The sequence below is a fragment of the Paenarthrobacter sp. NPDC092416 genome (assembly GCF_044755025.1).
Classification (GTDB): Bacteria; Actinomycetota; Actinomycetes; order Actinomycetales; family Micrococcaceae; genus Arthrobacter.
Genome location: NZ_JBIVQG010000002.1, coordinates 187,288 through 210,500 on the forward strand (window position 1 = coordinate 187,288; position 23,213 = coordinate 210,500).

Consider the following 23,213-nt stretch of genomic DNA (forward strand, 5'->3'; position numbering starts at 1 on the left):
GCCATGACACAGATTTTCGACAACCCGGCAGACTTTGCCGATGAAGCCTTGGACGGCTTCGTTGCTGCCAACCGCGGCTACGTCGCCCGAGTGGACGGCGGTGTGGTCCGGTCCACCGAAGTCGCCAACGGGCAAGTAGCGTTGGTGGTCGGCGGCGGTTCGGGGCACTACCCGGCGTTCGCTGGACTGGTCGGTCCGGGGCTCGCCACGGCGTCAGCCTGCGGCAACATGTTTGCCTCCCCGGCGGCCGGTCAGGTGTACCGCGTGGCCAAAGCAGCCAACGCTGGCGGCGGTGTGCTGCTGAGTTACGGCAACTACGCGGGGGACGTGTTGCACTTCGGTCAGGCACAGCTCCGTCTCAACGCTGAAGGCATCGAGACGCGGACGGTCACCGTCACGGACGACATCGCCAGCGCCCCGATTGAGCAAATTGAGAAGCGCCGCGGCATTGCGGGGGACCTGACCGTTTTCAAGATCGCTGGTGCGGCGGCCGAAGCGGGACTGAACCTTGACGACGTCGAGCGCTTGGCCATCAAGACCAACTACCGCACGCGGTCGCTGGGCGTGGCCTTTGATGGTTGCACCTTGCCCGGTGCCAAGGATCCGTTGTTCCATGTTCCGGCCGGGCAGATGTCGCTCGGGCTGGGGATCCACGGTGAGCCCGGCATCTCCGAGCACCCCATGCCCACTGCCTCCGAGCTGGCTGAACTACTCGTCTCCAAGCTTCTCAACGACAAGCCCGAGGACGCGGGGGACCGCGTGGTCGCAATCGTCAACGGGCTGGGCACTGTGAAGTACGACGAACTTTTCCTGCTGTTCGGCAAGGTCGAGAAGCTGCTCACGGCGGCCGGACTCACCGTTGTTGAACCTGAGTGCGGCGAGCTGGTGACCAGCCTGGACATGTCTGGATTGTCGCTCACGTTGCTGTGGCTGGACGATGAACTCGAACAGTATTGGGCAGCGCCCGCCGATACCCCCGCTTTCCGCAAGGGCAGCATGGCACCCCGTGCAGCGCGCGCCGACGCCGAAATCGACGACGCCGAAGCCTCCGACGTCGAACAGCCCACCGAAGCGGCTGCAGAGCTCGGGCGCCAGGCGGTGGCCATTCTCGCCCAGGTGCGCGGCGTCGTCGTCGAGCATGAAGAAGAGCTCGGCAAGCTGGATGCGATCGCCGGAGATGGCGACCATGGCATCGGCATGCGCCGAGGTGTGGATGCTGCCGCCGCGGCCGGACAGGCCGCGTCCGGCGCATCAGTTGCGCGAGTCCTGACAGCAGCCGGGGAGGCCTGGAGCGAACGTGCCGGCGGTACGTCGGGAGCGCTCTGGGGCTCGGCAGTGATCGCGGCCGGCCAGGCACTCGGCAACCGGGATACGTACAGCGCCGAGGACGCAGCCGCGGCAGTGGAGGCATTCACCGACGCCATCACCGAACTCGGCAAGGCCGACGCGGGAGACAAGACCATGGTGGACGCGCTCCTGCCGTTCCGGTCCGCGTTCCTGACAGAGCTCGACGGCGGTGCTCCCGTTGATCGTGCACTGGCAGTTGCCGCTGCGGCGGCGGAGTCCGCTGCCGCAAAGACCGCTGAGCTCCGGCCGCTCAAGGGCAGAGCCCGTCCGTTGGCGGAGAAGAGCCTTGGCCACCCGGATCCCGGCGCAGTCTCCTTTGGACTGATCGCGAGCAGGATCTCGCAGCACGTCAATGCACAACTGACCACCACATCTGAGCTGGCCACTGCGGCCGGAAACGGAGCCTGAGCATGAGCACCACCGAGGGCTGGCGCATCGTCGTCGGCAACGATGAAGCGGGAGTTGAATACAAGCAGGCACTCCTGGCACTACTGGAAGCCGACCCGCGCGTGGCCTCCGTTTCCGACGTCGGGGTGGGTCCCAACGATTCCACCGCGTACCCGCACGTCGCCGTAGACGCCGCGCGGAAGGTGGCCGAGGGAGAGGCCGACAGGGCACTCCTGATCTGCGGCACTGGCCTGGGCGTCGCCATCGCGGCCAACAAGGTACCCGGAATCCGCGCCGTCACCGCCCACGACAGCTACTCCGTGGAACGGTCCGTCCTGAGCAACAACGCCCAGGTCCTCACTCTCGGCCAGCGCGTGATTGGTTTGGAACTGGCCAAGAAACTCGTGGGGGAGTGGCTCGAGCACCGCTTCGACCAAAATTCATCATCCGCCGCCAAGGTGGACGCCATTTGCTCCTACGAGCCCGATTACACGAAGGCAGTTTGATCATGACCGAAACCCCCAACCCCGCCACCTCAGCGCGGAAGATCGCCGTCGTTGGCTCCGGGTACATGGGCGGCGGCATCGCCCAGGTGCTGGCCCTCGGCGGGGCGCGTGTGGCGCTGGCCGATGTTTCTGCCGAGATCGCGCAGAAGAACTACGACCGCCTGCTGGTTGAGTCCGATCAGTTCGTTGCGGACGGCCTTTTCCCCGCCGGCGCCACCGAGATTCTCAAGCAGAACCTGTGGGCCGCCAAGGACATCGAGGAAGCCGTTTCGGACGCAGACTTCATTGAGGAAGCCGTGCCCGAGGTACTCGAAATCAAGCACGCCACCCTCGCGCGGATCAGCGCTGCGGCCCGCCCGGACGCTGTGATCGGCTCCAACACCTCCACGATTTCCATTGCCGCCCTGGCAGAAGCCGTGACCAACCCGGAGCGCTTCCTGGGCGTGCACTTCTCCAACCCGTCGCCGTTCATTCCGGGCGTCGAGGTCATTCCGCACGCCGGCACCGCCGCCGCCACTGTTGCCGCGTCCCGCGAGCTGGTCCATGCGGCCGGCAAGCAGACCGCCGTCGTGAAGGACGTCACAGGGTTCGTGCTGAACCGCCTGCAGTATGCGCTGTTCCACGAAGCGGCGCAACTGGTGGAGCAAGGCATCGCAACCGCGGACGACGTCGACACGCTGGTCCGTACGACGTTCGGCTTCCGCTTGCCGTTCTTCGGTCCGTTCGCGATCGCGGACATGGCCGGTTTGGATGTCTACAACTTCTGCTACAAATCGCTGCAGACCGGCTTCCCGGAACGCTTCGCGACGCCGAAGATCCTTTCTGACCTCGTGGAGGCAGGCAAGCTCGGCACCAAGACCGGCGCCGGCTTCCTTAACGTCCCGGCCGAACGCACACCGGAACTTATCGCGTACCGCAACAAGGCCTACGTCGCCATGCAGAAGCTCATTGAAGAGCTCGGCCCGGCACCCATCAACTAATTCAAGAGGAGCAATACACATGACTTTCCCCGCTGAACGCACGGCAATCGTCACCGGCGCCGTTTCCGAACGAGGCATCGGCCGCGCAACCGTCAACTACTTGGCCGCCCAAGGCTGGAACATCGGCATCATCGACCTCGACGACGCCGCCTGCAAGATCGCGGCCAAGGAAATCGCCGCGGAATACGGCGTCAAAGCCCACGGCGTTGGTGCGAACGTCGCCATCGAAACCGAGGTCCGTGCCGCCATCGACGAACTCGAAGCCGAACTGCCGCAGATCGTCGCGCTGGCCAACGTCGCCGGTGTCAGCTCGCCCATCGGCTACCTCGAGCTCGAGCCCGCCGAGTGGGACCGCGTCCTGAACATCAACCTCAATGGGGTCCACTACGCCACCCGCCGCGTGGCCGAATCCATGGTCAAGAACCGGATCGGCCGGATCGTGAACATCTCCTCAGTGTCCGCGCAGCGCGGTGGTGGCACGTTCTCCAAGACGCCGTACTCGGTAGCCAAAGCCGGCGTGATCGGCTTGACCCGCGCCACGGCCCGCGAACTGGGCGAGTACGACGTCACCGTCAACGCGATCTCTCCGGGCCCCATCGACACTGACATCATGGGCGGAACGCTGAGTCAGGAACGCAAGGACGAACTGACCAAGGACCTCGTGGTGAACCGTGTGGGTTCCACGCGCGACATCGCCGCCGCCATCGCCTTCCTCATCAGCGAGGATGCCGGATACATCTCCGGCCAGACGCTGAATGTGGATGGCGGACTGTACATGCACTAGGTCGGGGAACCATGAAGAGCTGGACCCTATGAAGACCTGGAGCAGGGAACGCAAGATCTACCTCGCCGTGGGCATCCTTGCCTGCGCTGTGGGCATGGTGCTGATCTTCTTCCCGCGCTGATCCCTGCCACATCTACTCATCAGTCATTACCCAACTGACTACTCAACTGGTTACTCAACGAGGAGTTTCAATGTCTGTTGCCACCAATTCCACCAAAGAATTGCTGGATACGCCGGTCCTGAAATCGGCGATCTCAAAGGCCTCGCTGCGGCTCATGCCCATGCTGGTCATCCTGTACGTGGTTGCGTTCCTCGACCGCACCAACGTTGGCTTCGCCGAGGCCGCGCTGGAGGTAGACAAGGGCATCACCGCCGGTGCGTACGCGCTCGGTGCCGGTATTTTCTTCATCGGCTACGCTCTGTTCGAAATCCCCAGCAACCTGCTCCTCACCAAATTCGGCGCCAAAGTCTGGCTCGCCCGGATCGCCATCACGTGGGGCATCGTGTCCGCGTGCTTCGCGTTCGTCCAAGGCGAGACGTCCTTTGTGATCCTGCGGTTCCTGCTGGGCGTCACCGAGGCCGGTCTGTTCCCGGGCGTCATCATGTTCCTGGCGGCGTGGTTCCCCAACAAAGTCCGCGTGAAGATGTTCGCCATCTTCTACCTGGCCCAGCCGTTCTCACAGATGATGGGAGCGCCGCTGTCCGGCTGGCTCATCAACATCGGCGACCAGGTTCCGGGTGTCGCAGGCTGGCAGGTCATGTTCTTCGTTGAAGGCATGCTCGCTGTCGTGGCCGGTATTGCGGCGTACTTCTTCCTCATCAACAGCCCACAGGACGCCAAGTTCCTGAGCAAGGAAGAGAAGGCTGCGCTCACCGACGTCATGGCATTGGAAGACACCGTGAAGGAGGAATCCGGACCGCGCGGCGTCCTGGCCTCCATGCGAAATGGCCGCGTCTGGTACTTCACGGTCATCTACTTCTGCCTGCAGGTGGCCGTCTACGGCGTGACCTTCTACTTGCCACAGCAGGTGGCGCAGCTGACGGGGCAGAAGGTGGGCATCGCCGTCGGACTCATGGCTGCGATTCCGTGGTTCTTCGGTATCTTCGCTTGCTACTTCATCGGGAAGGCGGCCAACACCGTGGCCCGGCGTCGCCGCTGGGGTACCGCCCTGTTCATTTCCACTGGTCTCTGCATCTTCGGTTCCGCCTGGGCCGGCGCCAGCCACCAGCCGGCGCTTGGCATCATCTTCATCACCTTGGCGGTGTGCAGCTTCCTGTCGACGGGTCCCATTTGCTGGTCATACCCGACGGCGTTCCTCACCGGAACTGCCGCGGCTGCCGGTATCGGCCTGATCAACTCGCTCGGCAACCTGGGCGGATTCGTGGCTCCGATCCTGCGCACCACGGTCAATCAGGTGACGGCTTCGGACACCGGCACCATGGGTGTCTACGCCCTGGGTGTCCTGCCGTTTCTCGCCGCAGTGATGATGTTCGGCACGAAGAAATTCAGCAACAAGGCCGACGAACTCCTGGGCAAGTAGCTCAGCCAACCAACCATCCATCCAGGAGACTCCGTTGCAATCCACACCGGCCGACACCGTCTACATAGGTGTCAGCACCAAGATGTACATGGGCTACGCGCAGAGCCTTACGTGGCTGGAGCAGCTGGTGGCGGAAGTGGATGCCCGTCCGGCCCTTGCGGCCGGGCGGGTTGTCCCGTTCGTGATTCCGTCCTTCCCTGTGCTGCCCGCAGCCGCACAGTTGGTGGCCGGATCTCCTCTGGTGCTGGGTGCGCAGAACTGTGGCTGGTCCGATGGGCCGTGGACCGGGGAAGTGTCGCCGTCCATGCTTGCGGAGCTCGGAGTGGGGCTCGTGGAAATCGGCCATGCGGAGCGGCGTAGGTACTTTGCCGAAGACGACAGCACGGTGGCCCGCAAGGTTCGTGCCGCCGTCGACGCCGGGCTCACGCCGCTGCTGTGCGTTGGGGAGGCTATGGCGGGTGAGCCGGAGGCTGCCGCGGAGACCGTGTTCCGGCAGATCAAGGCTGCGGTGTCAGGCGACTGGTCCCTTGCCTGGCGACTCGTCATTGCCTATGAACCCGTGTGGGCAATTGGTGCCTCTGAGCCGGCCGCGGCTGGATATGTCTCAGAAATGGTGGCAGCACTGCGTTCTTCGTTGGCCGACCACGAGCTCGGCGGGCTTCCCATCATCTACGGCGGCTCGGCCAAGCCCGGGTTGTTGCCTGAACTCGACGGGCTGTCCGGGCTCTTCCTGGGCCGTTTCGCGCACGACGCCGCAAACTTCGGCTTGGTGCTGGACGAAGCCCTCGCTCTCACCCTTCCCAACTAGCCACCCCCTCCCAACTAGGTAGCAGCAGATGCCGTTTTGAGCCGTCAAAACGCGCACTAATGCGACCTAGTTGGGCGAGGACACTGAGGCGACCCCACGCTGGCAGAGCGCGACGAAACCGCCCAGGTTTTCCAGGCCCTCCGGGTGCGTCGGCAGGTAATTGGTCAGTTCGGGCGAACGCACGACGACGGCACGCCATTGACCGCGCGACACCGCCACGTTGATCCGGTTGCGGGAAAGCAGGAACTCCATGCCGCGGGGGACTTCCCCAGCTGCTGATGCAGCCATGGAGACGATGACCACCGGGGCTTCCTGGCCTTGGAACTTGTCCACGGTACCTACGCGCACCTTGCCCAGCCCGGCAGCCCGGAGCTCATGTTTGATCAGCTGGACCTGGGCGTTGTAGGCAGCCACCACCAGGACGTCCGTCTCCTCCAGGGGCCAGCGCTCAGGGGAGTCGGAAGGGTTCAGCCACTTCAGGCCGAGGTGTGCTTGGACCTGCCGCACCACCTCAACAGCTTCCTCGGAGGAGGCAGTCGAGTTGGCGGTGTGAGGGACGTAGACACAGGAAATTCCGGGGGTGAGCCCTTCCAGCTCACGCATGGCGGCTGCGGGAGCCGCCTCAAGCCGGTTGTCGTAGGACAGCTCGGAAACGGCGCTGCACAGCTCGGGATGCATGCGCCAAGACAACCCCAGGAAGTAGCCCAGGTGTTGCGGCAACGTGTTGTAGCCATCCGACAACCAGCCCAGAGCTGATTCATCAACCGGTTCCGGGTGCGTGCCCTGGGTGACTTGCGGAAGTTGCTGCGGATCGCCCAGGAGCAGGAGCCGTTTGGCCGCCCGGCTGACGGCCATGGTGTTGGCCAGCGAGAACTGTCCCGCTTCGTCGATGACCAGGAGGTCGAGCGAACCCGCGGGGACTTCCTTGCCCACCATGGCCCAGGCTGTCCCTCCGACCAGGGCGCCGCCGGGTTTGGACAAAAGCTCTTCGACGTCACCCTTGGCACAGTTCGTCCAGGGCACAGGTTCATCGTGCTTGACCTCTTTGGCCACCCGCAACGGATCGATCCCCGCCTTTTCCACAGCGGCGCAGAGCATGTTCTCTACTACGGCATGGGACTGCGCCACGACGCCGACTTTCCAGCCGTCGGCCACCAGTCTGGCCAAAACGTGGGCGCCAACGTAGGTCTTCCCGCTGCCTGGAGGACCTTGGACGGCCAGGTAGGAGTGGTCCAGGTCTTTGACGGCCGCTGTGATGGCATCGATGTAGCCATTCGGGCCGGGCGGAACGGGTGGAAGGTGGGTGAGGGTGCGCAGCCTCGGCGGCTGCCGGCGGACCAGGTCCAAGGCAGGGTCCTTGGGCCAGGAAGGCAACGATGCGCGGAGTTTGGTGGCCAATGCCGCCAATGCGGCCTTCTGGCCGTTCGTCGGAATCGGGCCATCCGGGGTCAGCGCCATGGGAGTTTGAGAGAACTCGGTTGAGTCGTTGCGAAGCCCCTCGGCAATGGTGACCGACTCGAAGTCCTCCTCTTCGCCGACCTCGATGACCTTGGTCTGGCTCCAGCCCGCGCGGCCGAGCACCGAGGATTCCTTGGCAGCCAAAGCGTCCGGTAACGGGGACTCGTACATTCTGAAGTACTTCTTGCCCGGGTCCAATCCCGCGCCGTCACCGGACCGGCCGAGCAGTTTAACGATCCGTGCAGGGTTACTGCGAGGGGTTGGTTTGGCCCAGTCCTGCAGCAGCTCAGCGTGGTCAACAATGAAGAGATCGCGGGAATCGTCCCATTGCGAGGTTGGCTTCTCCAGCCGGTCGAAGTGCCCCCACCAATGCTGTTTGTCCTCGCGGCGGTGGTACCCGACCCCGGCCGCAACAATGCCAATGGCTCGGGAATCCGGTGATGACTGTTCATCCGCGGGTAGCCCGGCAAGGTACTCGAAAAGGGCCTTCTCTTCCGGCGGAGCCTCATATTTCTCAGGCTCGGTATCTGATCGAGGTTCCTCCTCCACCGGACCACCCGGAACGATGGAGCGCTCCGCGGCACGGGCCAGCAGCCAGTTGCGTAATTCCAGCGTTGAGAGGCAGTCGTACTCGTTGTAGTCCCGGATACTTTCCAGAATGGCGGCAGCCTCTTGCGGGTGTTCGGTGTCCCGGGCGGTGCAGTAGTCCGCGTAAGCAACAACCGAGGCGCCGGCGTCCGTGACATCACCGGAGCGCAGATGCTGGCCCATGTACAGGGGTTCCAGCTTCTTGATGCTGTAGGAATTCTCGGAGACCCGGATACTGTGGCGGACGGTGTCGTAAAGGTCCACCAGGATGCCTTGGCGCAGGAGGTCGTCGACGGCGGTTTCGCCCACCACATGCGTCAGGGAAAGGTTCCGCAGAGCCGTTTTTTCGTAGGAGGCGTAGTGGTAGATGTGCATGCCGGGATATGTGGCGCGGCGCTCGGCCACGTACTCGAGGAAGTCCACAAACGCTTGCCCCTCCTCAGCGCGTGAGTGCGCCCAGAAGGGCCGGAACACAGGCTCAGCACCGGGCTCAAGAGGGTTCTCGATGACACCGAAGAGATACTCAAGACCCCATTTCCCGGTGGCCGGATCTTGCCACAAGGGATCGCCCTCGAAGTCGAAAAAGATGTCGCCCGGATCCGGTTTCGGCAGTCTGCCCAGCGTGTTGTCCGGCAGGACCTTGTAGCTCACGGCCCTGGCTTCTCCAGCCTTGTCCGCGTACTTTACGGTGCCGTCCGGAGTGCCTGTACCCGTTTGGAGTTGGGCTTGCTCACGGAGCCTGAGCAGCGTGGAATCGCCGGTGGCCGGCATCGCTGCCAACTGATCCATGGTGGTGACTCCGGCCTCGATCAGCTTCTTGCGGCGGCTGATGCGCATGCCTGCCACCATGAGGAGGTCCCGGTGCAGCTGGACCTGCTCGGCGCAATAGTCACAGCGGCCGCAGGCTGAGTACCGGGAGTTGCCCCATTCGACCGGACCGCCAGCAAGGATATGTGCCTCGGTCATGCCAAGGAAGCGTTCCCGGCGTTCCCTGAAGACTGGGAGGATCTGCGCAAGAGGGTGATCGCTGTGGACACGGTTGCCGAGCACCAAGGTCACCGTAGGGTCCGGGGTGATGCCCGCCTTCAGGAGCTGGTCGCCATATGCGGCAAGTTGCAGGAGCGCTGTGACCTTGGCATGCCGTGCCAGTTTGGTGTCGAAGACAGCGTAGTGGCCGCCAGGCTGCTTCACGAGGAAATCCGAGCGCCCATGGAACTGACCGTCGAAGAAAGCGGCTTGGAACACCACATCCGCTCCGGCGCGCAGGGCGTCGATGGATTCCGCATGCTTGGCCGAAAGAGTGGCGCGGTCCATCGCAACGGCGGGGACGACGTCGTAAACGCCCCTGCCAGTGGCGGCGTCCCAGGTTCCAAACCCAGCCACAAACTCGTCCAAAACACGGTGCTCGTGGACATCACCCAGCTTGGCCGTGCGCTCCAACATGGCATCAGCCGCAAAGTCAGGCTTGGGAGAACGGCCCAGCTTTTCGTCGAGTTTCCTGAGCAACTGGTACTCGCACGTGGCGGCAATGACGAGGTCGCTGGCAGAAAAGACAAGGTCCTGCGGGGCGCCCGCTACCTCAGGATCGAGAAAGAACACCGTGACCTACTCCCTGTTGCCGACCAACCTGAACTCCTTGCAGCCAAGCTACCAGCGGCCACCGACAATTTAGACGCCCGCTTTAGACTGCACCCATGACTGATACAGCCCGCACCGCAGACCCGGCATTCGAAGCAGCATACGAGGCAGCACAGAAGGGCCTCCGTGAAGGAGGCATTCCCATTGGCGCGGCCTTGGCCAGGGGCGGTGAAGTCATCGCCAGCGGCCACAACGAGCGAGTCCAACACGGCGACCCCATAGCCCACGGCGAGATGTCTGCGCTGCGGGCCGCAGGACGCCAAAAGACTTACCGGGACACCACGCTTTACACCACCCTTGCGCCGTGCGCGATGTGCACGGGAACCATCATTCAATTCAAGATTCCCCGGGTGGTAGTGGGAGAGGCAAGGACTTTCCCTGGCGAATTCGAGTTGCTCCGCTCGCGAGGCGTGGAAGTCATTGTCCTGGACGACCCCCGCTGTGTAGACATGATGCGTTCGTTCCAGGAGCAGCACCCGGAACTCTGGGCCGAAGATATCGCTGAGTAAGCGGCGTAAGACCGAGTAGTACGGAAAGAGCGACGGCGGCACCTAGGGGGAGGTGCCGTCGTCGCCGGCTGCGGAGGAGCCATATGTCAAAGAGTCATCCGACGACTATTTGGCAGGCTTCCTCGGAGCCGACCGGCGGGAACGGGCCGCCGGAGTTGAAGGGATCAATTCCCTGACCTGGGCCACTACGGCGGCGTTGGCGCCGCGGGTCCCCAGATCCTTGGCGAGGGTCTCTACCTCGGACTTTGCCGCGGCGGCGTCGTCCGCCTTCACGTGCAGGTCCGTGCGCAGTTCCACGAGGTTCCGGTAGGCGAGGTTGTTCGCTGCCCCGCTACCCTCTTGGTAGCTGGCGAGTCCGGCATCGGTCAACGCAAGTGCCCGCTCAGGGTCTGCGCTGTGGTGCTTGACCATCTTGTCCTCCTTGCGCCTGTAGAAGTCATCACCCACGCTCTGCGCGACGGCGGTGGCGGCCTTGACGCCCAACGGCTCGCCGCCGAAGCGCTCGGCTGCCTCGGTCAAGGCGTCCAGCCCTTTGCTCAGGTAGGGCGACATGGAGCCTTCAAAAGCGAGTGTCAGGCCGACTTCCCGCGTGAAGAAGGCCGGTGCAAAGCGGTCCTCTTCCCTGGTGACGGGGAACCCTACGCGAAGCGGCAAGGTGTTGGAGGCTTGGATGATACCGTCCGTGGAGTAGACGGCCCGGACCAGATACTGGCCTGGTTCATCGAAAGCGAAGCCCTGTACTCCATACGCGAGCTGGACGAGTTCGCTGTAGCGGTCGCTTCCGTCACTGTCGCCCTCGGGGGCGGGTGCCAAGGTGACGAGTTCCGGCAGGCCGTAGAAGCACACCACTGATTCGTGCAGGGTTACTGTCCCGTTGGGTTTCTGGACGTACACCGTGGTATTTCCGTACCTGGGATCCAGCCTGCCGTCCACCAACACTGGGAGATCACTGGTGTTCCGCAGACGGAACTCGATGGACACCGGTTCCATGTAGTCGAAGTGGTCCTTGGCTGACAGCGTCAATTCCACGTCGCTGCCCGGACCGGACACGGTCATGGCGCCGGCAGGGGATTCAAGATGTCCACCGGATGCCCACGGGTCGCCGCCCATGATCACCGAGGCGCGATCGCCGTGGCGCATGTGGAGCAGTTCGTCGTCGTCGAAGCGGAACCTGAAATTGGCCCAGAAAGTGTCGGCACCGTTGCGCTGATCGTACTTCCAGTCGTAATTCATCCAGGAGAGTGAATCGGGACGGGCTTTGTCCCACGCGTGCAGGAAGTTGAAGGCGTGACCGGCTTCGTGGACCCAGGTGTACAGGAAGTGGCGCATGGCCCAGGCCTGGTCCTGGTTACCCGGCGTAGATACCAGGTTGGTGAACCATGAGTGGTTGCGGAACACGGCGAACCCCTGCCGATCGGGACCGCGGCCAGCGCCGCCAAAGCCTGCAGCGGCGTCGAACATGATGCCACCCACGCCGGCGCTGTCGAACAGGCCGGCCTGAACGCCCCACATGTTCCATGCTGGCCAGCCGGAATTGAACTTGCCGAACGAGGTTTCCATGGCATCGTGCAGTTCGCCGACATTCCAGGAGGCGAACCCAGCGGCGCTGTCGTCGATCACCGTGTGTACAGGATCCACCGTGACGGCGATCCCGGCGTCTTTGTACGACGATTCGATGGTGATGGTCCGGTTGGAGAGGTCTGCCGGTCGGTTGTTGTGAGCGTGGCTGTTGTACACGGGGACCTTGGGTTCAATGTCCACTGACGAGCAGTAGTCCAATTCCAGGTTCATGTCGCGGAAGCAGTCCGAGCGGTAGGTGCAGGCGTAGGGCTGGCCCACGACGCCTCCGGCCGTAAACGTGGCGACGGCCCCCGTGATCGCTCCATGGGACCACGACACAACAATCTCAACGGTGGTGGCAGGATGCGTGCCCTTCCAAAAACGGACGGTCCCTGTGATGTGCGCTTCGGACCGGTTCATGGTGACTACGGGGGTGTCCACGATCCAGGACTCCACGTACGTCTTCACGAGTTGGGACACACCGCCTGCTTTAACAAGGCGTGTGCTGAAAAAATCGCCACTGACCTTGTTCATGACCGGGGATTCGACGCCTTGGCGGGGGTCGACGTCGAGCCTGAGGTCCAAGGCGCTGCCGATCGGGCCGGCGCCGCCTTGGTTTCCTTCGTACCGGCCGCTGATGGCGGCCGTGCGCCAACAGCGCCACCAATCTTCAAAGGAGGCCGGTTGAGGACCGGCGGGCGGGAATGGAACGGAATCCGAGGTGTTAGGGACAGGGACGTAGAGGGGACTGGGGACGTTGGGGATGTCCATGGGACGGTCTTTCTCGCTCTGGCAAGCAGTCAATGTGCATTCGCCGGTGCCGCCCGTTGGTGCGCTGAAGGTGACGGTGCGAGTCTGTCAGCGGCCATCTCGTTGCGGGAATTCGGCATGACGGTTCAGGGCGAGGCAATGCGTGTGAGGGTGCTGAGGAGTCGATGTGGCCTTTTGCCCAGAAGCCGTGTGTAACCCAAGACGAGAATACTCCACCGAATGGATTATATCCAGAGGAAGTTTGATTTTTTGTCTTGGCCCATGTGCGTAGCGCCTAGTCAGGCATTCGCGCCCGGCGTAGGCTGGCATCATCGGCGTCGGTGCCGAACGCCCCGCGTCGATAACCCCAATCGATGAAGGAGGACCCATGAGTGTCGTACGTGAATTCATGACGACGAATGCCCAGTGCATCGCCGAGGACAAGACTCTCCAGGAAGCCGCCGTGCTCATGAGGGACTTGGACTGCGGTTCACTTCCCGTCTGCGGCAACGACGGAAAGCTCACCGGATTCATCACAGACCGCGACATCGTGGTCAAGTGCGTTGCCGAGGGACGGGACGCCCGCGAAGTCCTGGCCCGCGAACTGGCGCTGGGCAAGCCGCACTGGATTGACGCTGACGCCGGCATCGACGACGCCATCGCCATGATGGAGAAATTCCAGGTCCGCCGCCTGCCTGTCATCTCCGACCATAAGCTGGTGGGCATCATCAGCCAAGGCGACATTGCCCGCAACTACGTCGAAGAGCGCGTCGGCGAAATGGTGGAGCACATCTCCGCCAAGCACCCCATGAATCACTGAAAATCCAGCCGCCGCGAAGCGCTCCTCCTAGAGGAACGCCTCGCGGCCCGTTCCTTCACGCAGCACGAGCCCACCGTCTTCAATGGAAACGATGAGGCTCTTCGGTTTGCCGGCGAGCTTTTTTGAGGCACTGAGTTGTCGGCTGCTGACTTCCACTCCCACTGTTGCTCCCTTCGCAGGGAGTTCCACGGTGATTTCGTCCGCCATTCCCAGCAACATCTTGGTGGAGACATCCCGCTCCGTGACGGCCTCCTTTCCGTTGACGGTCACGGTCACGTCATCGGATACGAACCCGTCCTGAAGGATGATGAGCAGTTCCTGCATGATCTCACTACAGCACTATCCGCGCCGCCGGGATAGGCCTTCCGCGAACGCGGACCTGAAACTGTCGGCGGGGTAAGGCAAACTGTCAGGGTGACTCAACTTCCCCAACACCAGTCAGCTGACTCCGCCATCCACGCCCTGATTGCCGAGGAACTCGGCGTCAAGGCCTGGCAGGTCAAGGCAGCGGTGGAACTGCTCGACGCCGGATCCACCGTCCCGTTCATCGCCCGGTACCGCAAGGAAGTCACCGGAACCCTTGATGACACGCAATTGCGGGAACTGGAGGAACGCCTCCGATACCTGCGCGAGCTTGAAGAGCGGCGCCGAACCGTGCTCGAGGCGATTGCCGCCCAGGGCAAGCTGACCCCCGAACTTGAGGCCGCCGTCGTCGGGGCCGATACCAAAGCCCGGCTGGAGGACATCTACCTCCCGTTCAAATCCAAGCGGCGCACCAAAGCCCAGATCGCCCGCGAAGCCGGACTGGAGCCGTTGGCCGATGTCCTGCTCGCGAACCCGCAGCTGAACCCCGAGGCTGAAGCCGCCAAGTACCTGAATTCCGAACACTCCATCGACGACGCCGCTGCCGCGCTCGCCGGTGCCCGCGCCATCCTGGTGGAGCGCGTCGGCCAGGACGCCGATCTTGCCGAGGACCTCCGCGAACGGCTCTGGAAGCAAGGCCGCATGGCGTCCCGGGTCAAGAAGGGCATGGAAGCCGAGGGCCAGAAGTTCAAGGATTACTTCGATTTCACGCAGGTGCCGTCCGGCATGCCGTCGCACCGCGTGCTCGCGCTGTTGCGCGGTGAGAAGGACGGTGTGCTGGAGCTGGACCTCGCTGAGGCAGACCCCACCGACGACGACGCCCTGGCCGCCGCCCGCGGCCGGTACGAGAACGCTGTGGCCAAGTGCCTCGGGGTCGCCAGCCAGGGCAGGCCTGCCGATGCCTGGCTGACGCAGACCGCCCAGCTTGCTTGGCGCGGACGCATCCTGGACCGCCTCACCACGGACCTCCGCGGACGAATGTTTGCCGATGCAGAGGATGAAGCCGTGCGGGTTTTCGCGGCCAATCTGCGCGACGTTTTGCTCGCTGCCCCCGCTGGCAACCGGTCCACGCTGGGCCTGGACCCGGGGCTGCGGACCGGTGTGAAGGTGGCGGTCGTGGACGGTACGGGCAAGGTTGTGGCCACAGACACCATCTATCCGCATGCCCCCGCCAAGAAGTGGGACGAGGCACTGGCTACCCTCGGGCGCCTCGCCAAGCAGCACAACGTGGAGCTCGTGGCGATCGGCAACGGCACTGCTTCGCGCGAGACTGACAAGCTGGCCAACGAGCTCATCAAGTCCCTTGAAGCGGCAGGATCCACGGGCATACAGAAGCTGGTGGTCTCCGAGGCCGGCGCGTCCGTGTACTCGGCATCGGCTCTTGCCGCGTCCGAACTTCCCGGCATGGACGTGTCCCTCCGTGGTGCGGTATCCATCGCCCGCCGTTTGCAGGATCCGCTGGCGGAACTCGTCAAGATCGAGCCGAAATCCATCGGCGTTGGCCAGTACCAGCACGACGTCACCGCCGCGAAGCTGGACCGATCACTGGATGCCGTGGTGGAAGACTGCGTGAACGCCGTGGGCGTGGACGTGAACACAGCGTCGCCCGCGTTGCTCAGCCGAGTGGCCGGCGTCGGGCCTCTGCTGAGCGAGAACATCGTTGCTTACCGGAACGAGCATGGCCCGTTCGCCAAGCGGAGCGACCTCAAGAAGGTGCCGCGCCTCGGTGCCAAAGCGTTCGAGCAGTGTGCCGGGTTCCTTCGGATCACCGGGGGAGCGGAGCCGTTGGATGCTTCCAGCGTGCACCCCGAGGCTTACTCCGTGGCCCGCAAGATTCTGGTTGCTGCCGGCGGTGGGCCTGCCACGGCATTGGATCCGCAGGCGTTCGTTGACGGCACGTTTGGTCTGCCCACGGTCAAAGACATCATGTTGGAACTGGAGAAGCCCGGCCGCGATCCCCGCCCTGCGTTCAAGGCGGCATCGTTCTCGGAAGGCATCGAGAAGATCTCCGACCTCAAGCCCGGCATGATCCTGGAAGGCACGGTCACCAACGTTGCCGCGTTCGGCGCCTTCGTGGATGTCGGAGTTCACCAGGACGGTTTGGTTCATGTGTCCGCTCTGTCCGACAAGTTCGTGTCCGATCCCCGTGAGATCGTGAAGTCCGGCCAAGTGGTTCGGGTCAAAGTCCTCGAAGCCGATCCCGAGCGCAAGCGCATCTCCCTGACATTGAGGCTCGACGACGAACCCGGCACTGCGGGCGGGCGCCGCCAGGCCAACCCGCGCCAAGGTGCACCTCGCCAGGGTTCAACTCGCCAAGGCGAACGTCAGGGCGAACGTCAGGCGAATCCGGGCCAAGGCCGTCAGGGCAAGCCTCAGCAGTCCCAGGCCCCAGCCAACACAGCCATGGCCGAAGCTCTGCGCAGGGCTGGGCTCGGGAAGTAGCCGGGTGCACAATGTCCGGTGGACGTCACCGCCAAACGGACTATTCACCACCGCGTGCGCTGGTGAATAGTCCGTTAGGGGGTGACAAGTGGGCTAGGGGGTTGCTGAGGGCGTCGGCTCCCGCAGGTGGGCATCGCCGTCGGACTCTTTTTCCTTCTGCCACGGCCAGCGGCCGGTGATCTCCAGCTCGAGGGAGAAACTGAGGAATGTCCGGATCAGCACGATGATCGCCAGGACGCCCACACTCTCGAACGTGGGGGTTACTGCGACGGTGCGGATGATGTCGGCTGCCACCAGGAGTTCCAGGCCCAACAGGATGGACCGTCCCAGTAATTGCCGGTAAGAGCGATACGGCGAAAACGGGGCGAGGCCGCTGGCTCGTTTGGGCTGGTAGCCGCGGAGGGCAAGCGGAATCGAAACAAGCGCTCCAACAACCATGACGGCCACGCCGGCAAAATCCATGTACCGGCCAACTACTTCGATGATGCGCTGGAAATCCATGGTCCTCCCCGGGTAGTGCACGCCGTGTGCCTCCACCGTCTCATACGGCGCCATGAAATCGAGCCATAACAACGACGGCGGCACCAAGGGTCCGTAGCTACGAAACCCAGGTGCCGCCGTCGTGCGTTAGTGAAAACCCTTACAGTGCGGGAATCGGGAAGAAGACCCGGGGATCCTGCAGCAGAGCCGGGTAGTCGAAGTCCGCGCGCTTGACCACGTCCGTGACCTCGAAGTTGCGGGCGAATTTGCCGTCCACCGTGATGGGTCGGCCCTGGACCTTGCCCACGGCGAAGACTTGTCCGCCGTCGAACGGGACCGCGAGTTCTGTCTTGCCAGGCAGGGTGTTGAACGCCGTCTCCTGAGCTTGGCGCTTGCGCGTCGGCTTCTTCTCAAGCTGCTTTACAGGGCGCTTTTTGGGGCCGCCCACCTGTCGGCGGGACTTTTCCTCGGCATACACAAACTGGTATTCGTCCGGGTTGGTGTTGGCCGCCTTCGCTTTGCCGTGGGGCGGCATGCTCACCGTGGTGAGCTGCTCCGGGCGGAGTTCGTCCACGGTGGCGCGAAGGATCCAGAGCCGGTCTTCTTCCGGGTCTTCGGGGTAGAACTCGTGGCGGGGTTCAGGCCAGATGTACTCAAGCTTTTCCTCGGTTCCGGGGAAAAGCTGCGTGTAGAACTTGGGATCCTTGCCGATCAACTTGGAACGGTGGCTCCGGTGCAGGTCCTCGTCGCCCAGCCATGGTGGCATCACTATCTTGTCCGCATAACCCGGGTGCGCGGCTTGGGGCGCGAACTCGGTGATGCTGGCGCGCGTGTTGTCCGGGTGTCCCCGATCCATCCATTCCTCGGCCATCGCCAGGCCGTACATGGTGAGCGCAGGAACATGGCCCATCCACATGCGCACGGCCGGGTGTGCCTGCCAGCCGTACTCCGGGATGACCAGCGCGCGGAGGATCTGGAGTGCTTCGACGCGCTGTTTGCCGAGTCTCGTTGTGTCGAGCGCCGCGGCACTCTCGCGGAAATCGGCGAAGGGGAGGAAAGTCTGCATCCTTTCAGTTTGGGGGTGCGAGCGCGCAGAACCAAGTTGAGTGCTCCGGGACACGTGCTGAGAAGGGGCCTAGAGTTGTCGGGTGGACACATTTGGCGAGAAAACGACGACCACGGCGCCCCCGGTTGCCGAACTGCACCTGCACATCGAAGGGACTCTCCAGCCAGAGCTGATCTTTGCCCTGGCCGAACGCAACGGCATCGAACTGCCGTACGAAGACATCGAAGAACTGCGCGAAAAATACCAGTTCACTGATCTGCAGTCCTTCCTGGACCTGTACTACGCCAACATGGCTGTGCTCCAGACCGAGCAGGACTTCACGGACATGACGCGTGCTTATTTGAAACGAGCCGCTGCCGGTGGGGTTCGCCACGCGGAGATCATGATGGACCCCCAGGCGCACGTGTCCAGGGGAGTGCCGCTGGAGACAGTCGTCAACGGTGTGGCCAACGCCCTGGCAACTTCTGAAGAAGACTTCGGCGTATCAACCCTCCTGATCGCCGCTTTCTTAAGGGACATGTCCGAGGAATCCGCACTGGAAGTTCTGGATCAGCTCCTCGCCATGCACGCCCCGATCGCCGGCATCGGGCTGGACTCGGCCGAGGTGGGTAATCCGCCGTCGAAATTTGAGCGGCTGTTCCAGCGCGCAGGCGAAGCGGGCCTGCGCAGGATCGCGCACGCGGGCGAAGAAGGCCCGGCGTCTTACATCACCGAGGCACTGGACGTGCTGCATGTGGAGCGGATCGACCACGGCATCCGCTGCATGGAGGACACGGACGTGGTGCAGCGGCTGGTTTCCGAGCAAATCCCGCTCACCGTCTGCCCGTTGTCCAACGTCCGGTTGCGGGCCGTGGACAAGCTGGCCGACCACCCCCTTCCTGCCATGCTTGCCATCGGCTTGAACGTCAGCGTGAACTCGGACGATCCCGCCTATTTCGGCGGCTACGTGGACGACAACTTCGCCGAGCTCGTTGCCGTCCATCAGTTCTCCGTGCCGGAGCAAGCCACCCTTGCCGTCAACTCGATCCACTCCTCGTTCGCGAGCGATGCCCGGAAAGCACAATTGCTGGAGGAGGTCACGGCTTGGGTGAAGGCCTCGGTGCCGGGGGAGTAGTGTCTCATTTTCGGCCCTTTTCCTGCGCCAGCCGAGACCCGTCGATCACTTGCTGCGGCCGCGAAGTCACACTCAGTCACGACACACGGTGTTAACCAATTACAGTCGCGCGAATTAACAAATCATTGGCAAACTGCAAGGGACTATCCACCGTAGAAGGAGAAGCATGGGCGCCACCACCGCCGAGAACACCAACCTTCGTCTGAAGGCCGTACTGGACATCCTCGCCGAAGGAGTCTGGTCCGGCACCACGCTGAACGCCGGTGAGGTACTGGCCGAAGCCACTGCCCGGGTCCCGTTCAACGACCATGAGGCTGAACTTCTCAGCGGGGGCATTCCCCGCGGTCACAAGACGCTCACCACAGCATCCGCCAAGCTGGTCAAGGCCGGTTGGCTGGTCAAGGGCCGCTCGGGATGGACGATTCCTGACGACGGCCTGCGCGCCACGGTCGCGTTTGCTGACGCCACCGGTTTCGCGGAAGCGCTCGACGCCGGCACTCCGGTGCCAGCCGACGTCGCCGTCCCCACTGCCCCGCCGGCCAAGCCGAAGGCAAAGCGGGCAGCCGCCCCAAAGAAGACTGCAGCGCCGAAGGCAGCGACTGCGAAAGCGGCTGCCCCCAAGGCCCCGGCTGTGAAGGCTGCTGCTGCCAAGAAGCCGGCCACCCGCAAGGCGCCGGCCAAGAAAGCGGCGGCTCCCGCCGTCGAGACCCTGCCCCAGCCGGACGCTGTGGCGATCGCCGGTGACTTCAACAAGATCCTGGGTGCACCGGAGGACTGGGCTCCGCAGTACGACGAAGCCCAGATGGAGTTCAACCCGCTGGTCCAGGTGTGGACGCTGACCGCTGAACTGCCTGCCGGGTTCTACACGTACAAGATCGCGCTCAACCGCGCTTGGGACGAGAACTACGGTGCGTTTGGCGCCCGAGACGGTGCCAACCACGAGCTGAACCACGACGGCGGTCCGGTCACCTTCACGTACAGTCACGCCACGCACGACATCGTGATCGGCTAGCGCTACGCCTTCTGAACACGCCCTTGTTCGATCTCCTCGCCCTTGTGCGGAGAGTATTTCGAACGAGGGCGTGTTTCGTTGAGACCGGGGCCTCGGCAGGGCGCGGCTGCAGCGCTACATTGAGTCCATGTCCCCGGAAATCCCCTCGGATCAAGCGAACATCAAAGACCGGCTGTCAGCCACCGTGACGGGCATCGTCCAAGGTGTCGGCTTCAGGTATTGGACTGCGCGCAAGGCCGACAGGCTTGGGTTGACCGGCACTGTGCGGAACAGGTTCGACGGCGCAGTGGAACTCGTTGCTGAAGGCTCAAAGTCTGACATCCAGGACATGCTGAGCTGGCTGAAATCGTCGCACGCGCCGGGCAGGGTTGAGCATGTCGAATCTGAAGTTTCCCCAGCAACTGGGGAGTTTTCCGAGTTTCGAATCATCGGCTAGCGAACTCAGCGATACTCTCGCAGACCGGCGAAGTGGTCTCGGGTAATGTGCAAGCAAAAATATATAGACTGGTCTATTATCAATACATGGCTACTTCGCATCCCAAAGGACTCGCTACCCGGCAGCGCTTGGTCGACTCCATGCTCGCCCTCATCCAGCTGCAGGGCTATCACGGAACGGGCCTCAATACGGTGCTCGCGCGATCCGGAGCTCCCAAAGGCTCGCTCTACTTTCATTTCCCGGAAGGGAAAACCGAACTCGGGATTGCCGCGGTAGGGCTGGCAGGCGATCAATTCGGCGAACTCATCGGGAAGGCCACCGCAGCGGCAACATCGCCGGACGGCGTCGTGGACGTACTCGTTGCCGAGCTCAAGGGCATCCTGGAAACCAGTGATTATCAAGCCGGGTGTCCGGTCTCATCGGTAGCCCTGGATGCGGGGTCGGAGAACGAGCCGCTCAGGGAGGCGTGCAGCCAGGTGTACGAGGCGTGGATCAGCGCAGTGTCCGGCTATATGTCCACTTTCGGGATCCGGGAAGAGCAGGCACGCCCCTTGTCCACGTCCATGATCTGCCTGGTGGAAGGCTCTCTGATTCTGTCCCGGGCCCACAAATCGACCCAGCCCCTGGAGGCCGCCGCGAGCACCCTCAAAACCCTGTTTCAAACGGCACTTGATACTCAAGTAAGGGAGGCAGGCGAATGACGGAACAACGGCACGCCCTGGTGTTTGGGGCAACGGGCCACATCGGAAAATGGCTTGTCCGCGAACTCCTCCTGCAGGATGTGCGAGTCACGGCCGCTGTCCGCAGCGAAGAATCCTTCACGCGGTTGGCCTCGTGGCTCCGCGACCACGATGCGGACGGACGCGCAACGCAAGCCCTCGTGAACTTCAACCGCGACGACTTGGGCCAGGATCCGACGTCGAGCGCTTTCAGTTCGGTGACTGAGGTCCACAACGTCGCTGGCGCCTTCGCGTTTGGCATGGGGGCCGAGGCTGCTTATACCGCGAACGTGACCAGCGCCGAACGCGTGGTCCGGTTCGCGGCGCGGCTGCCTGCGCTGACCAGGCTGGTGCATCTTTCCGGCTACCGGGTGGGCGGCCAGGACCCCACTCGCGTGCCGTGGGATGATGCCCGGCGTGCCAGGGAATACAAACGTTTGGGCGCCTACGAAGGGTCCAAGGTCGAGTCGGATGCCGTGGTGCAGGCGGCCGCACGTTCGCTGGGCGTGCCCTTCACCATGGTCAACCCTGCCACAGTGATCGGGGATTCCGTCAGGGGCGAATCCGGGCAGGTGCTGGGCCTCGCCACCAGTGTGGTGGACCTCTTCCGAGGAAAGCTGCCCGCGCTTCCGGGCAATGGCCGCACGTTCGTTCCGGTGGTCGCGGCCGACTATCTTGCCTCATTCATGGCGCTGATCCCCATCAGCCCCGACGCGGAAAATGCCTCGTACTGGGTGCTCGATGACGCCACACCACCGTTGCCGGACCTGTTGAGGATGCTCGGAAAACACCTGAACGTCAGGGTCCCGTGGCTCAGGATCCCCAGCGGTTTGCTGAAGAGGCTGCCCGCCAAACTCACCGGGGCGGATCCCGAGACTTTGTCATTCCTGTCTGAGGATCGGTATGCGACGGCGGCAGCAGTCGCCTTGGCGGAGGCGCACGGACTGCGCCACCCGCCAGTGGATGTTGCCTTGAAGCGTTGGGCGGATTACTTGGTGGCGGGAGAACCGGCCGCAGCCGCAGGCCGGGTCGCTTCGATGTAGTGCTCCAGCGTCTTCAGCGCGGGCTGGGACGCGGGGTCCCGGACAGCGTCTGCACCCACAGCGTTCGCCACGGCCAGGGCATGGCTGTGCTCAAGTCCCGAACGAAGGGCCAGGACCAACGCCGCGCAGAAGGCATCGCCGGCGCCAATGGTGTTGGCGATGTCCGTAACCCGAACAGCCGGGGCCTCGGCCACGCGTTCGCCATTCTCGAAGATGGCCGATCCATCGCCGCCGTAGGTCACTGCGACCAGCGGCGCGTTCTTGAGGGCGGGAATCAGCGCATACTCGGTCTCGTTGACGATCACCAGGTCGCAGCGTTCCAGGAGTTCGGGGATGAGCGGCGCGGCCGGGGCGGCGTTCAAGGCGAAGAAACCTGGGGTGCGGCGGGCTGTTTCCAGAACGAGTTCCTGGTCCACCTCGAGCTGGCAGAGCACTGCCTCGTCGGCGCCGAAGGTGACACCGTCCAAAGCCACGGAGCCATTCGCGCCAGGGCAGACAACAATCTGGTTCTCGCCGTCGCTGTCCACGAGCACCAGCGCCGTTCCGGTGGGGGCATCTACTTGGGCGATTGAGCTGGTGTCGACGCCGGCACTCGCCATGGCGCTGAGAAGGTTCCGTCCGGCGTCGTCCTGGCCTACTGCCCCGACCATGCGCGAACTGCCGGCGAGACGGGCAGCCGCGACGGCCTGGTTGGCGCCCTTACCGCCGGGCTGCTGGCGAAGGACTGCGCCGCCCACGGTTTCGCCGGGCGAGGGGAGCCGGCTGGCGGTCGCCGTGATGTCCAGGTTGATGCTGCCGACGATGGTCAGTGCAGGGCGCGCGGAAGACTGGAGGGGAGAGCTCATGGGAGAACCTTTTTCGG

20 protein-coding genes are annotated in these 23,213 nt (G+C 63.6%); 14 read left to right on the forward strand and 6 right to left on the reverse strand.

The genetic code is table 11. The features are described from left to right. Positions 1-3 precede the first annotated feature (3 nt). From dhaL to ACIQC5_RS05060, 6 genes are all read left to right on the forward strand, one after another. On the forward strand, positions 4-1,755 hold the full coding sequence (gene dhaL / locus ACIQC5_RS05035; protein ID WP_400278959.1) for a dihydroxyacetone kinase subunit DhaL: 1,752 nt from the start codon (positions 4-6) through the stop codon (positions 1,753-1,755). 2 nt (positions 1,756-1,757) lie between these two features. Next, positions 1,758-2,240 (forward strand): ribose-5-phosphate isomerase, encoded by a 483-nt coding sequence (locus tag ACIQC5_RS05040; protein ID WP_400278961.1) that lies wholly within the window; start codon positions 1,758-1,760, stop codon positions 2,238-2,240. Positions 2,241-2,242: 2 nt separating this feature from the next. Further along, positions 2,243-3,220: a 3-hydroxyacyl-CoA dehydrogenase family protein gene (locus ACIQC5_RS05045; RefSeq protein WP_400278963.1), complete on the forward strand. Its 978-nt coding sequence runs from the start codon at positions 2,243-2,245 to the stop codon at positions 3,218-3,220. A gap of 19 nt (positions 3,221-3,239) precedes the next feature. Beyond that, a complete protein-coding gene (locus tag ACIQC5_RS05050) occupies positions 3,240-4,004 on the forward strand; it encodes an SDR family NAD(P)-dependent oxidoreductase (protein ID WP_400278964.1) in 765 nt (254 codons plus the stop codon). 191 nt (positions 4,005-4,195) lie between these two features. Continuing rightward, positions 4,196-5,545: an MFS transporter gene (locus ACIQC5_RS05055; protein ID WP_400278966.1), complete on the forward strand. Its 1,350-nt coding sequence runs from the start codon at positions 4,196-4,198 to the stop codon at positions 5,543-5,545. A 34-nt stretch (positions 5,546-5,579) separates the two neighbouring features. Then, positions 5,580-6,353 carry a triose-phosphate isomerase family protein gene (locus tag ACIQC5_RS05060; RefSeq protein WP_400278968.1) on the forward strand — a complete coding sequence of 258 codons (774 nt, stop codon included), beginning with the start codon at positions 5,580-5,582 and terminating at the stop codon, positions 6,351-6,353. A 66-nt stretch (positions 6,354-6,419) separates the two neighbouring features. On the opposite strand, the gene ACIQC5_RS05065 is transcribed toward ACIQC5_RS05060, so the two are convergent. Further along, a complete protein-coding gene (locus ACIQC5_RS05065) occupies positions 6,420-9,998 on the reverse strand; it encodes a TM0106 family RecB-like putative nuclease (protein ID WP_400278970.1) in 3,579 nt (1,192 codons plus the stop codon). Positions 9,999-10,093: 95 nt separating this feature from the next. Between ACIQC5_RS05065 and ACIQC5_RS05070 the strand changes: the two genes are divergently transcribed. Further along, positions 10,094-10,546: a nucleoside deaminase gene (locus tag ACIQC5_RS05070; protein WP_400278972.1), complete on the forward strand. Its 453-nt coding sequence runs from the start codon at positions 10,094-10,096 to the stop codon at positions 10,544-10,546. Positions 10,547-10,651: 105 nt separating this feature from the next. On the opposite strand, the gene ACIQC5_RS05075 is transcribed toward ACIQC5_RS05070, so the two are convergent. Beyond that, positions 10,652-12,877 carry a hypothetical protein gene (locus ACIQC5_RS05075; RefSeq protein WP_400278973.1) on the reverse strand — a complete coding sequence of 742 codons (2,226 nt, stop codon included), beginning with the start codon at positions 12,875-12,877 and terminating at the stop codon, positions 10,652-10,654. A 367-nt stretch (positions 12,878-13,244) separates the two neighbouring features. Here ACIQC5_RS05075 and ACIQC5_RS05080 point away from each other — a divergent pair, with 367 nt between their 5' ends. Next, a complete protein-coding gene (locus tag ACIQC5_RS05080; RefSeq protein ID WP_400278974.1) occupies positions 13,245-13,676 on the forward strand; it encodes a CBS domain-containing protein in 432 nt (143 codons plus the stop codon). 27 nt (positions 13,677-13,703) lie between these two features. On the opposite strand, the gene ACIQC5_RS05085 is transcribed toward ACIQC5_RS05080, so the two are convergent. Then, on the reverse strand, positions 13,704-14,000 hold the full coding sequence (locus ACIQC5_RS05085) for a hypothetical protein (RefSeq protein ID WP_400278976.1): 297 nt from the start codon (positions 13,998-14,000) through the stop codon (positions 13,704-13,706). A gap of 90 nt (positions 14,001-14,090) precedes the next feature. Here ACIQC5_RS05085 and ACIQC5_RS05090 point away from each other — a divergent pair, with 90 nt between their 5' ends. After that, positions 14,091-16,481: a Tex family protein gene (locus tag ACIQC5_RS05090; RefSeq protein WP_400278978.1), complete on the forward strand. Its 2,391-nt coding sequence runs from the start codon at positions 14,091-14,093 to the stop codon at positions 16,479-16,481. Positions 16,482-16,574: 93 nt separating this feature from the next. Here the strand turns inward: ACIQC5_RS05090 and ACIQC5_RS05095 are convergent, their stop codons facing one another. Both ACIQC5_RS05095 and ACIQC5_RS05100 read right to left on the reverse strand, forming a co-directional pair. Next, positions 16,575-16,982, reverse strand: coding sequence for a DUF1622 domain-containing protein (locus tag ACIQC5_RS05095; RefSeq protein ID WP_400280130.1), 408 nt, complete (start codon positions 16,980-16,982; stop codon positions 16,575-16,577). Positions 16,983-17,121: 139 nt separating this feature from the next. Continuing rightward, positions 17,122-18,027: an MSMEG_6728 family protein gene (locus ACIQC5_RS05100; RefSeq protein ID WP_400278980.1), complete on the reverse strand. Its 906-nt coding sequence runs from the start codon at positions 18,025-18,027 to the stop codon at positions 17,122-17,124. 82 nt (positions 18,028-18,109) lie between these two features. Here ACIQC5_RS05100 and ACIQC5_RS05105 point away from each other — a divergent pair, with 82 nt between their 5' ends. The 5 genes from ACIQC5_RS05105 to ACIQC5_RS05125 all read left to right on the forward strand — a co-directional run bounded on the left by ACIQC5_RS05105 (position 18,110) and on the right by ACIQC5_RS05125 (position 22,351). Further along, positions 18,110-19,141, forward strand: a complete 1,032-nt coding sequence (locus ACIQC5_RS05105; protein ID WP_400278982.1) for an adenosine deaminase — start codon at positions 18,110-18,112, stop codon at positions 19,139-19,141. A 166-nt stretch (positions 19,142-19,307) separates the two neighbouring features. Next, positions 19,308-20,153 carry a glycosidase gene (locus ACIQC5_RS05110; RefSeq protein ID WP_400278984.1) on the forward strand — a complete coding sequence of 282 codons (846 nt, stop codon included), beginning with the start codon at positions 19,308-19,310 and terminating at the stop codon, positions 20,151-20,153. A gap of 127 nt (positions 20,154-20,280) precedes the next feature. Continuing rightward, positions 20,281-20,589, forward strand: a complete 309-nt coding sequence (locus ACIQC5_RS05115; protein WP_400278986.1) for an acylphosphatase — start codon at positions 20,281-20,283, stop codon at positions 20,587-20,589. Positions 20,590-20,675: 86 nt separating this feature from the next. Further along, complete coding sequence (locus ACIQC5_RS05120; RefSeq protein WP_400278987.1) at positions 20,676-21,290, forward strand: TetR/AcrR family transcriptional regulator; 615 nt, start codon at positions 20,676-20,678, stop codon at positions 21,288-21,290. Next, on the forward strand, positions 21,287-22,351 hold the full coding sequence (locus tag ACIQC5_RS05125; protein ID WP_400278989.1) for an SDR family oxidoreductase: 1,065 nt from the start codon (positions 21,287-21,289) through the stop codon (positions 22,349-22,351). Before ACIQC5_RS05120 ends, ACIQC5_RS05125 begins: the two co-directional genes overlap by 4 nt. Here ACIQC5_RS05125 and ACIQC5_RS05130 read toward each other — a convergent pair. Continuing rightward, on the reverse strand, positions 22,297-23,196 hold the full coding sequence (locus tag ACIQC5_RS05130; protein WP_400278991.1) for a PfkB family carbohydrate kinase: 900 nt from the start codon (positions 23,194-23,196) through the stop codon (positions 22,297-22,299). The genes ACIQC5_RS05125 and ACIQC5_RS05130 overlap by 55 nt on opposite strands. Between the last annotated feature and the right edge of the window lie 17 nt (positions 23,197-23,213).

What these genes read in the sequence shown, in the direction of transcription:
- ACIQC5_RS05080 (WP_400278974.1), top strand. Translation starts at nt 13,245, where the DNA reads ATGAGTGTCGTACGTGAATTCATGACGACGAATGCCCAGTGCATCGCC.
- ACIQC5_RS05055 (WP_400278966.1), top strand. Translation starts at nt 4,196, where the DNA reads ATGTCTGTTGCCACCAATTCCACCAAAGAATTGCTGGATACGCCGGTC.
- ACIQC5_RS05075 (WP_400278973.1), bottom strand. Translation starts at nt 12,877, where the DNA reads ATGGACATCCCCAACGTCCCCAGTCCCCTCTACGTCCCTGTCCCTAAC.
- ACIQC5_RS05050 (WP_400278964.1), top strand. Translation starts at nt 3,240, where the DNA reads ATGACTTTCCCCGCTGAACGCACGGCAATCGTCACCGGCGCCGTTTCC.
- ACIQC5_RS05115 (WP_400278986.1), top strand. Translation starts at nt 20,281, where the DNA reads ATGTCCCCGGAAATCCCCTCGGATCAAGCGAACATCAAAGACCGGCTG.
- ACIQC5_RS05040 (WP_400278961.1), top strand. Translation starts at nt 1,758, where the DNA reads ATGAGCACCACCGAGGGCTGGCGCATCGTCGTCGGCAACGATGAAGCG.
- ACIQC5_RS05100 (WP_400278980.1), bottom strand. Translation starts at nt 18,027, where the DNA reads ATGCAGACTTTCCTCCCCTTCGCCGATTTCCGCGAGAGTGCCGCGGCG.
- ACIQC5_RS05085 (WP_400278976.1), bottom strand. Translation starts at nt 14,000, where the DNA reads ATGCAGGAACTGCTCATCATCCTTCAGGACGGGTTCGTATCCGATGAC.
- ACIQC5_RS05045 (WP_400278963.1), top strand. Translation starts at nt 2,243, where the DNA reads ATGACCGAAACCCCCAACCCCGCCACCTCAGCGCGGAAGATCGCCGTC.
- ACIQC5_RS05130 (WP_400278991.1), bottom strand. Translation starts at nt 23,196, where the DNA reads ATGAGCTCTCCCCTCCAGTCTTCCGCGCGCCCTGCACTGACCATCGTC.
- ACIQC5_RS05120 (WP_400278987.1), top strand. Translation starts at nt 20,676, where the DNA reads ATGGCTACTTCGCATCCCAAAGGACTCGCTACCCGGCAGCGCTTGGTC.
- ACIQC5_RS05125 (WP_400278989.1), top strand. Translation starts at nt 21,287, where the DNA reads ATGACGGAACAACGGCACGCCCTGGTGTTTGGGGCAACGGGCCACATC.
- ACIQC5_RS05110 (WP_400278984.1), top strand. Translation starts at nt 19,308, where the DNA reads ATGGGCGCCACCACCGCCGAGAACACCAACCTTCGTCTGAAGGCCGTA.
- dhaL (WP_400278959.1), top strand. Translation starts at nt 4, where the DNA reads ATGACACAGATTTTCGACAACCCGGCAGACTTTGCCGATGAAGCCTTG.
- ACIQC5_RS05070 (WP_400278972.1), top strand. Translation starts at nt 10,094, where the DNA reads ATGACTGATACAGCCCGCACCGCAGACCCGGCATTCGAAGCAGCATAC.
- ACIQC5_RS05095 (WP_400280130.1), bottom strand. Translation starts at nt 16,982, where the DNA reads ATGGATTTCCAGCGCATCATCGAAGTAGTTGGCCGGTACATGGATTTT.